Genomic DNA, 9650 nt, shown 5'->3' with positions numbered 1-9650 from the left:
CGTACTGGTTGGATGCTCGGTGGAGCTGTAAACCTAAAATCTCCAACGCTCAGGATTCCTCCGTGTTCACGCGGAGGAGGATGTCAACGAGACAGGTATCGTATAGACTAGCATAAGTGGTGGCTCGGATCGACTACCCCGATCGTACGCAGGCGACCGTCGATCCTATAGTAGTCAGTGAAACGAGTTACACACCGATCGTAACGCCATCCTGCGGTCGGGTGTGCAGTGACGTTCACTGACTACTATAGAGTCACTTGACTCGACCGCTCGAGAACACGGTCTGGTGTCGTTGACGGCACTAACTGGCTTTGTGACTGGTTTACACCTCGTCTTGTTCCTCGTCTCCGGGGCGCGTTCGCTCGTCGTCACCGAGGCGACGTTTCAGCAGGTAGCCGATCCCGCCGAGGCTCCCGAGCGATCCGATGATACCGGGGCCCGGAATTCCGTCGTCGCTGCTCTCGTCTGATCCGTCGCTCGAGGCGCTCCTATCCGTTTCGTCGGATTCGGTTCCGTTTCCGGACTCGGACCCGACACTCTCGCCCCGCACAGCAGCTCCCTCGAGTGAATCGTGATGGCCGAGCGTTCCCAGTTGGACGCGAGAGCCCTCGCTCGAGCCGGAGCCGTCGGTCTCGATAGCGTAGACGGTGCCGGCCTCGTTGCCGACGTAGAGCGTGCCGTCGACGACCGTCGGTGCGGACCGAACCCGGTCGCCGGTGTCGATGGCCCACTGTTCGCGTCCGGTATCGTGGGCCAGTGCGAGGACGATTCCGCTGCTGTTGCCGACGTAGACGGTGTCGTCGGCGACGGTCGGGGAAGAGCGCGTATGGCCCCTGATGTCGACTGCCCACTCGCGGTCACCGGTGGCCGCGTCGAACGCGAAGAAGGACTCCAGACTCGACTGTCTGACCCCGAGATAGACGCGCTCGTCGTACACCGTCGGTGAGGACCAGACTTCGCCGCTCGCAGTGAGCGTCTGTCCGTCGACCGTCGCGTTCGTCGACCAGACGAGATCGCCGTCGTCGGCATCGATCGCATAGACGTTGTCGTCGCTAGTGGTTTGGACGCCGACGTAGACGATCCCGTCGGCGACGGTCGGTGAAGAGTAGACGGGATCGCCGACGTCGAACGCCCACTGTTCGTCACCGCTGTCACCGTCGATCGCATAGAGGTAGTCGTCCGTGCTACCGACGTAGACGGTGCCACCGTCTACCGTCGGTGAACTCGCGACCTGCCCATCGGTGGCGAACGACCACTCTTCGGCACCGGACCCGGTGTCGAGTGCGTAGACGTGTCCGTCGGTCATTCCGATGTAAACGAGACCGTCACCGACCGCCGGTGACGAGGTTATCCCACGAACGAAGGTCTCTCCCCAGAACGAGTACTCCCACCGTTCATCGCCCGTCGCGGCATCTACTGCGGCGATTTTGTTCCCGTTCGTTCCGACGTAAACGGTCCCGTCGTCGACTGCCGGTGCGGCTTCGACGTCTCGGTCGGGTTCGTACGTCCAGCGTGTCGTCCCCGTCTCCGCATCGACCGCATAGAGCGTGCCGTCGTTGCTCCCCACAAAGACGATGCCGTCGACGACCGTCGGCGACGAGCGAACGGCACTCTCGGTTTCGAACTGCCACCGTACCCTGTCCGACTCTTTCGAATCGACTGAGTCGACCGTGGTGGCCATCGCGGCCACGAAATCCGGCTCGTCGGATGCGTTGAGAATGTCTCTTCTATTCGTTCCATTCATATTGGATAGGTATACCTACCAATGAAAAATGTTTTCATCCGGGACCGGACGAACCGGAACGTCCCAACTGAATCGGCGGGTGTGACGATCGCTGTGAGCCGAACTATTCGTTCTCCGCAGGGACTCTCGAGCGGCTGAATCGTTTCCCACCGATGCCACCGAATGTTGTTTCTGACTGTCATCAAAATGTATAAATACGGTAATGGGGATTGAAAAGTATGGGTTCGAAACAGGAATATCTATTCGAACGACGCGCGTTCCTTCGGACGCTGGGTGTCGGTGGCGGTCTTTACGGCGCTGCCCAGTCGTCGGCAGCGGCTCGCGGAGTGAGGGGCGGCCCCGTCGGATCGGCGACCGGGATGCGGTCGGCCGATTTCGACGCAATCGAGATTCCAGACATATTGGACGAAGTCTTTTCCGAGATCACTGATCAGATAACGTCGAAGTTCTGGGATGAGATCGGCTCGTGGCGACAGAGCGGGGGATGGCGGACCGTAATCGACAACCTCCGAGAGATATACGATCTCGTCGCTTCGTCCGCCAGCGACGCGATTCGTGCTATCGATGACGCTCTCGAGCCGGTCGAGTTCATCCTCGACAATACCTCGGCTATCGTCGACGCGATCGGCGACGAGGCCGAGGAGATACGAGAAGAGCTAGAGGAGGAAGACGAAGACGCCGAGGCGTCGATCGGACGCGCCACGCCGTCCGCCGGCTCCGGAGCGACCGCCCGCCGTTCGGAGACTACGGGAGCCGGTGGGGCCACTCGCAGTTTCCACTCCTCCGTTACCGAGGAGATCGGTGATGCAGTCGACGAACTCACGGATGTCGCAGGCGACCTCGTAAGCTTCGTCGACCAACTCAGCGAAGATCTCCGAGAGGAGTTCAACTCGTACTGGAACGACGTCCAATCGTTCGTCAGCGATCTGGAATCGGGAATTCGAGACCTGATCGAACCTGCCGTCGAGGAATTCGTCGATCTGATCGCGAACCCCATCGATCGGTTCTCGGACGTGTGGGAATCCGCGGTCTCGAGTGCCGATGGCATTCCGTCCGTGGATCTGAGTTACGACGTTCTCGATATCGATCTGGGAGTCAGCGTCGACCCACTCGCCGACGGTACGAACACGGATTCGACGTTCGATGCTACCGCAGCGGCCGGCGCCGGATCGGCATCTGGACGGGCCCGTACCCGTTCGACGGGTGCCGGTACCGGTACCGGAACCGGATCCGCGGGTTCACCGTCGGGACCGTTTCCGATCGAACCGGAGATGCTCACTCTCGATAACTGCCCGCGTGCGCCGAGCGACACCCCGGTATACGCGATGGGGCTCGAATTTTCGATGTTCGACGTTCCCGTCGTCGGACTCGACGATCTCTCGTTTACGCCGTATCTCGGCTTCTCGTGGGCCCCCTGTTTCTTTTATGGAGCCGAGGCCGACACGGAAGTGGGAGTCGATATTACCAGTCTATACGAGGCACTGGTCCTGTTTCAGGATTCGTGGGCGACGGTGGCCAGCGAGATCGAATCGGGCGCCGAAGCGCGAATCGAGGAGTTCGAAGAGGCGACGACGCTCGGCGATTTCCGGGAAGCTGCGATGCATACCGAAGCGTTCGTCGACTCAATGGAGGAGCGACTGGAACCACACGGCATTCCGCTCAGCCTCCTGATGGACGAACTGAGTCCCGAAGTCGATCTGCTGGAACTCGTCCAAATCGCGGGGACACTCGAAGAGAGCGTCGTCGATACCATCGATCAGTTCGTCGACTCCGACGTCGCCGAAGCCATCGTCGAACTTGACGATACCATCAACGCGATTCACCTGGCGGAGGACGTTCCAGGCATCGATGACATCGGCGATGTCGGTGGAGATCTCGCTGAAGCGAGTACGCGTGAGGAAGTCAGGGAGATCGAAGTCGGCGACTTGTTACGATTACATCGGGGGTACCGACGCTTTTCGTCGTGGCTCGAAGATCTCGATGCGGAGCAACGGAAACGGCTCGAGGCCGAAACCGGTGTCGATATCGAAACGATAGAACGACACCTCGATCTCGTAACAAGTGTGACGATCGACGTCGGCGGCTGGATCAACACGGTGGCCGACGATCTGGTCACGGACATCCTCGAGAAGCTGAAAGAGAAGGCAGCGGAACTGACGGAGCGAACCTACGATCTCGCCGAGGAGTGGGACGGGTTCAAATGCCGAAGTCAGTGTATCGATCCGAGCAGGCTCAAACGTGCAGTCGCGACGATGGCTGTACTGAATATCGTCGTCGGCATGGCAGTGGCCGATTTCATCTGGGATCACGTACTGACGAACTGGCTTCCCAGTGCTATCAGTTGGATCGGTCGCTGGATCACGAGGATTCTGTTCGTTCTCGTGATGATTGCGGTCGCGCTGGCGGTCTATATCGCTGTCTTCGTCGTCGGAGGCGTCGGTTCGATCGGTACCGCAGCACCCGAAGCAGCATCTTCCGTGGTCGGGGTAGGGTTACTCGTTATCGCTGCTGCGCTCGTTGCTGGCCACTATCACCTACTGAATCAGTCTGCGGACGCGTTTGACGTCGATCGGCGCTACGTCGACCAGTATACGGACGGTTCGTATTACGTGTGACTTGCGCTACGCGCGGCTTTCGCCGCGCGCTATTCGACTCTTTCCATACCGACCGTGATTCGGTCGACGCGACCGTGTCCTTCTCTGCTCGCATCGTCCCACCACCGGTAGCGCTCATATGTACCGGACGAGAGCTAACGGACACAACGCGACTATCATCGAAATATTTTCAATTGTGGTACCGGAATATACGGCGCATGCTGGATGCTCTCATCGACGTCCTAGTGACGGGACGCTATCCTGTGTTCTTCGTTCTCGTTACTGCACTTCTCTCGACGCTACTGGTCAGGGCGGTTCGGTCTGCCGGAGTATCGGGTCCGAGAACGCTACAGGTCGTGATCGTGGGCCGGCTTGCGCTATTGGCTGGCGCTGTTATCGGCGGCTATTTAGTATACCTGTCACACCCTGTCTTCGCAGCGGTGATCGGCCCACTACTCGATGGTCGGGCCGCAGACGTCGGCCGTGTTCTGGAGATCACGATCGGGTGTAGCGTGACCAGTCTGGTGGCGGTATACTGCGTTCAACGACCCACCAAACCACTGATCGACGAGTTACTCGAACGTGAACACACGGTCGAGACCCGCCAGCGTCGGCGGAAGTGGCTGGCGATCAGTTGTGCGGTCGTCGCAAATCCGCTCGGTATTTCGCTGTTGATCGTGGGTCCACCGGACGGTGTCCTTCCGCCAACCGCTGTTACGGCCATCACGTGGGTGGCCGTCTGGCTCGCTCTCGTCTACTATCTGCTGTTGCCGTTCGCGATGGTCAACCCGACCGGGAGTCGTGATCCGTCCGAGGACGAACGGACGCGGATCGAACGGTGTTACGCTCGATTCGACCGAGAACCCGGTACCGTCGTCGTCTACGGGAACGCTCCGTTCTCGTTCGACGTGCTCGAGGCGGGTCACGGCTCGTCGCGATTCCTCTGGCTCCGCGAGTCGTTCGTCGATGATGCCACCGACGACGAACTCACAGTCGCGTTGGGACACGCTGCCGAAAGGAACCGCCAGCGATTCTGGCGATATACCGCTTCCGGAGTCATGCTCGGACTCGTCGGCGGCGGACTGCTGTTCCATTTCGCGATCTTCGAGACCGAACGGGTTTGGATCGAGGGGGATCCGAGCGTGCTCTGGATTCTCGCGTTCCCGTTACTCGCCGGCGTTCTGTTTGCCGGGGCTCGGCGATGTGTCTATCGCAGTGATACCTTCGTCCGTCGCCACCTCGAGCCTGAAACGGTCCGCCGGACGTATCTCACCCGTCCGTGGGCGATCAAGTATTACGCGCTGGAGTCGCTCCCTCCGTCCCTCGATTATCTAAGCCCTGAACCGTCGCTCGAACGCCGTCTCGACCGATTCGAGGGGTCACGGGAGTCGTCCGAACCCAACCGACCCGTCGATGACACGTCTAGTGCGTCGGCTCCCACTAGCAGTCCGTCGGGGCCATCGGGGCGGCCTACTGAGCAGCCGGCCGACCACAGACTGTTCTTCGAGTCGATGGACGCACGGACGTTCACGAACTTCGTCGCAGATCTCCGGTCGGCGTGGGACTGGGAGTGCGAGGTCGTCGCCGACGACGCCGACTCCCCGGCCGACATCGTCGCGATCGATCCGTCGACGGCCGAGCGAGTCCTGATTCGAACGCTCCATCGTTCGGACGGAGGCCCTGTCTCGAGAACCGAACTCGAGGATATCGAGCCACTCCTCGAGCGGACCCGAACCGGTTCGGCCGACTCGGTCCTGGTCGTCACGAACGGTCAGTTTGCTGACGACGTCCGTGACCGCGCCGAGACGCTCACGCTCGTCGATGGGGCGGCCGTCCTCGAGTTGCTCGAGCGGGCGGACGACGAGATCGCACTCGCGGACTACGCATCGACGGCGTAACTACCGGCCGATCGGGGCTGTGACGCGGAGTGAGAGCGTACTCGCCTTCGACTACGACTCCGCACAGGCGGCGAACTCCGCATCGTCGGGAATCTCGCCCACAGTATCGTACGTTTCGGAACACTCGAGTCGGTCTCCCGCTCGGTCGCCGACGCCGAAGCTGTCGGCGGGGACGGCGACCGGAACCGACACTTGACTCTCGAAACTGATCGGTTCGACATCTCCGACGTCCATCTCGGTTTCTCCGATCTCGAGGGCGGCGGTGGTCTCATCGCGGACGTACTCCATCGGTTGCTCCGGCGTCGTCGTTCCGGTGGTGGCTTTCGTCGTAACGCGTGCGTACTCGCCGGCGATGTCGACGTGCCAGAGATTCGCCGTCAGCACGTTCCACATCGGCACGTCGATGACGTCGGTTCCGGCCGGAACGCGGTTCGGCGCGAGCTCGTCGCCCTCGAGGTCGCTGTCGAGCCACGCCGCCTCGAGCGCTCCCCGGTCGAGAGACAGCGATTCGTTGGCCGCCGTCCGCTCGAGGCGCTCGGCTCGCACGTCGTCGTCGACCGCGTCGAGTTCCGTCCGTATCGCGTCTCCGAGTGGTGCCGTACTCGCGGTGACCTCGGCGCTCGACACGACTCCGTCGTCCCCGAGCGAGGCGTCGAGACCGTGGCGCAGCGCGTGCTCGAGGTGGACTCTGAACGGTGGCAGGTGGTAGTCGTACGCCGATTCCTCCGGAACGTCGAACTCCTCGCTGACGTTCTGTGCGATCTCGTCTAGGGTGTCCTCGCCTTCCCCGAGACGAATCGCTTGCCGGTCGACGGTGCCGAGGTCGTCGATCTCGTCGTCGAGCGCCGCGGCGAGTTCCGCCTGCTCGAGTCCGTCAAACGGCTTTGCTCCGTACGCAGCGGCTTCGACCGTGTACCGGTCGATCCAGTCTCTGAGGGCCGCTTCGAGGTCGTCGACGGTCCCGTCGTCCCAGTTCGGATCGTCGACGAGATCGTCGGTCAGGTACCCCGCCTCGAGCACTCCGCCGGCGACGTACAGTTCGACGCCGTCGGCGGTGGCGTCCTCGAACGGGATACCGTAGCTGTCGTCGTTACTGACCGCCAGCGGTACGAATCCGTCCTCGAGGTCGCCGGCGGCAGGGACTCGTTCCTGTTCGATTCGGTCGACCGTGAGCGCGGCGGGTGTCCCTTGGGGAACGAACTCGATGCCGTCCAGTAGCGGATAGTCGGGTCGTTGTGCGGTGTCGGGTTCGGGAGCCGACTCGTCGAACTGGTCCGCGGCGAACTCGATCGCGTCGTCGATTCCGCTGTTCATGTGGTCGTCGAGTTCGTCGTCGAACTCGGCGAGAATCGCCTCGTGTCGGTCGCTCGCCGCGTCGACGGTGGTGCGCAACCCCTCTACGTACTCGAGGTACACCTCGGTACGGACGACGTCGGGGACGTTCGTGTATCGGCCGTCGACGTGCTGGTACACCCACTCTTCGTCCGACTCGAGTTGCGCTGCGAGGTCGTCCAGGACGGAGTTCGGCTGCAGTAGCTCCCGGTGATCCGGTTCGATCTCGAGGGCGGACGTCTGCGCTTCGAGCGTCGCGAGTTCACGGACCAACCACCCCCTGAGCTGTTCCCGGTCGTTCGGTTCGGGGTGGATCGTCCAGTTGTCCTCGTGACCCGTCAGGACGTCGACGAAGTCCTCGCCGTCCAGAATCTCGTCGGCTGCGACGATCTCGTCGTGTCGATCCTCGAAGTACCCCTCGAGTTGGCGTTCGACGGCGGCAGCGTCGTCGACGCCGGCCAGCACCGCTTCGGTAGCCAGCGACGGAGTGTCGTGATAGTTCGTATCGAAGATCGTCGCGGAACTGCCGGCAACGCCGCTCTCGTAATCGTAATCGACGCCGCGCTGGTCGACTCGTTGGTTTGGGCTGTGTTCGCCGCTGACCGTCAGCGTGACGTCGTAGACTACCACCGCGTCGTCGATGTCCTCCCCGGATCCGCGCTCGAAAATCCCTTCGAACCGGACGTCGTATTCGGTCAGTTCCCGTTCTGGCCCGGTTTCGTCCGCATCGACCAGCCGGGTCCGATCGAGCACCTCGACGTCGAATGCTTTGAGCTCGCTATTGGATTCGGCATCCAGATCCGAGGGGAACACCGTCCGCTCGATCTCGGCGTCGGCCTCGAGATCGACCGTATAGATCCGATCGATCGCTCGTTCGATCCCGTCACCGTCCTCGAGTTCGCCGAAGACCGTCGAGGAGACGTCGTCGAGGCCGATCGTCTCAGTTTGCTCGAGGTACTCGTTCTGGGAGGCGAGTGCGGCCCAGTCCGGCGGATCGTCGAACGGCTCGTCGAACGCGTCGTTGCCCTCGCCCACGTCGTCACAGAACCCGTCGTCGTCGAGGTGGTCGAGAACGTGATGGACGTCGCTGCCGTTGCCATCTGGTGTCTCGTAGACGTGCGTTGCGTCCTGGGCGAGCATGCACGCGTACGCGATTGTCAGTAGCCGCTCGCTGTGTGGATCGTCTGCGCCGAAGACGGCGCGCTGGGTTTGATAGAGCGCGTCGTTGGCAAGCGTTTCGACGTGTCGGTTCGTGACCACGTCGGCGATCGGTTCGCCCTCGGACTGGGCGTAGCCACGTTCCCACGCCAGCGGATACAACATCGCGGCGAAATACTGGTCGAAGCCGACGAACTCGTCGGCCGCCTGCGCGTCGGCGAAGTCGTACTCGAGTTGGGCCTCGTACTCGCTGGTGCGGTGATGGAGGTCGAAGATTGGCGTCCCAACCGTGGCGCTGACCGGTTGCGTTCGCTCGGCGACGACCTCGCCGTCGCGTTCGACGACCGTTTCGACGCCGTCGATTTCGACCTCGATCGTTCCGTGGCCGAGGTCTGTATCGCGTTCGTCGCCGTAGTCGAACTCGGTGAGCGTCTCGTCGGCGTCTTCACCGCCGACGGTCAGCGAGACCGCGTCGATCGCCGCCTCCACGTCGTCGACGTCCTCGACTGGATCGATCGCGACCGACGTTTCCATCTCGCGGAACTCCTGGCCGCTGCTCGCGAAGTTCTCCTTGGCCTCGAGGTAGATACGGAGTTTGAGGTAGCGTTCGAAGAAGTCGTCGCCGGTGTAGGTGCCGCCGGCCGAAATCGCGTCTCCCAGCGGCGTGTCGGCGGGTTCGGTTACTGGCTCGAGGGCGGCGTCGTGGGTCGCCGTGACGGTCGCATCGAACAGCGCGGTGTTGGCTGCCGACGTGGAGCGTTCCATCGCCAGCGAGTCGTCGACGTCGACCGTCGCGTCTCGCTGTAACTCGAGGGAGACGACGAGCGCGACGCTGCTGACCAGGATGAGCGCGCCGATCATCGCGAACGGAATCCGCGCTCGGTCGTCGTCTGCGATCGGTATCGTTCGGTCTCGTGAGCGCAT

4 protein-coding genes are annotated in these 9650 nt (G+C 62.1%); 2 read left to right on the top strand and 2 right to left on the bottom strand.

From position 1 onward, the window contains the following. Positions 1–322 precede the first annotated feature (322 nt). Positions 323–1744 (bottom strand): outer membrane protein assembly factor BamB family protein, encoded by a 1422-nt coding sequence (locus tag C493_RS09920; protein ID WP_083912399.1) that lies wholly within the window; start codon positions 1742–1744, stop codon positions 323–325. Positions 1745–2145: 401 nt separating this feature from the next. Here C493_RS09920 and C493_RS09915 point away from each other — a divergent pair, with 401 nt between their 5' ends. Beyond that, positions 2146–4359 (top strand): hypothetical protein, encoded by a 2214-nt coding sequence (locus C493_RS09915; RefSeq protein ID WP_049889272.1) that lies wholly within the window; start codon positions 2146–2148, stop codon positions 4357–4359. Between the two features lie 491 nt (positions 4360–4850). Further along, entirely contained in the window at positions 4851–6236 is a 1386-nt protein-coding gene (locus C493_RS09910; RefSeq protein ID WP_161606891.1) for a restriction endonuclease, read from the top strand. Between the two features lie 51 nt (positions 6237–6287). On the opposite strand, the gene C493_RS09905 is transcribed toward C493_RS09910, so the two are convergent. Beyond that, positions 6288–9650 (bottom strand): DUF7286 family protein, encoded by a 3363-nt coding sequence (locus C493_RS09905; RefSeq protein WP_152421134.1) that lies wholly within the window; start codon positions 9648–9650, stop codon positions 6288–6290.

Origin of the sequence: Natronolimnohabitans innermongolicus JCM 12255 (assembly GCF_000337215.1) — an archaeon.
Classification (GTDB): domain Archaea; phylum Halobacteriota; class Halobacteria; order Halobacteriales; family Natrialbaceae; genus Natronolimnohabitans; species Natronolimnohabitans innermongolicus.
Note: the sequence above shows the minus strand (reverse complement) of the source record. Positions and strands in the feature narration are given on the sequence as shown.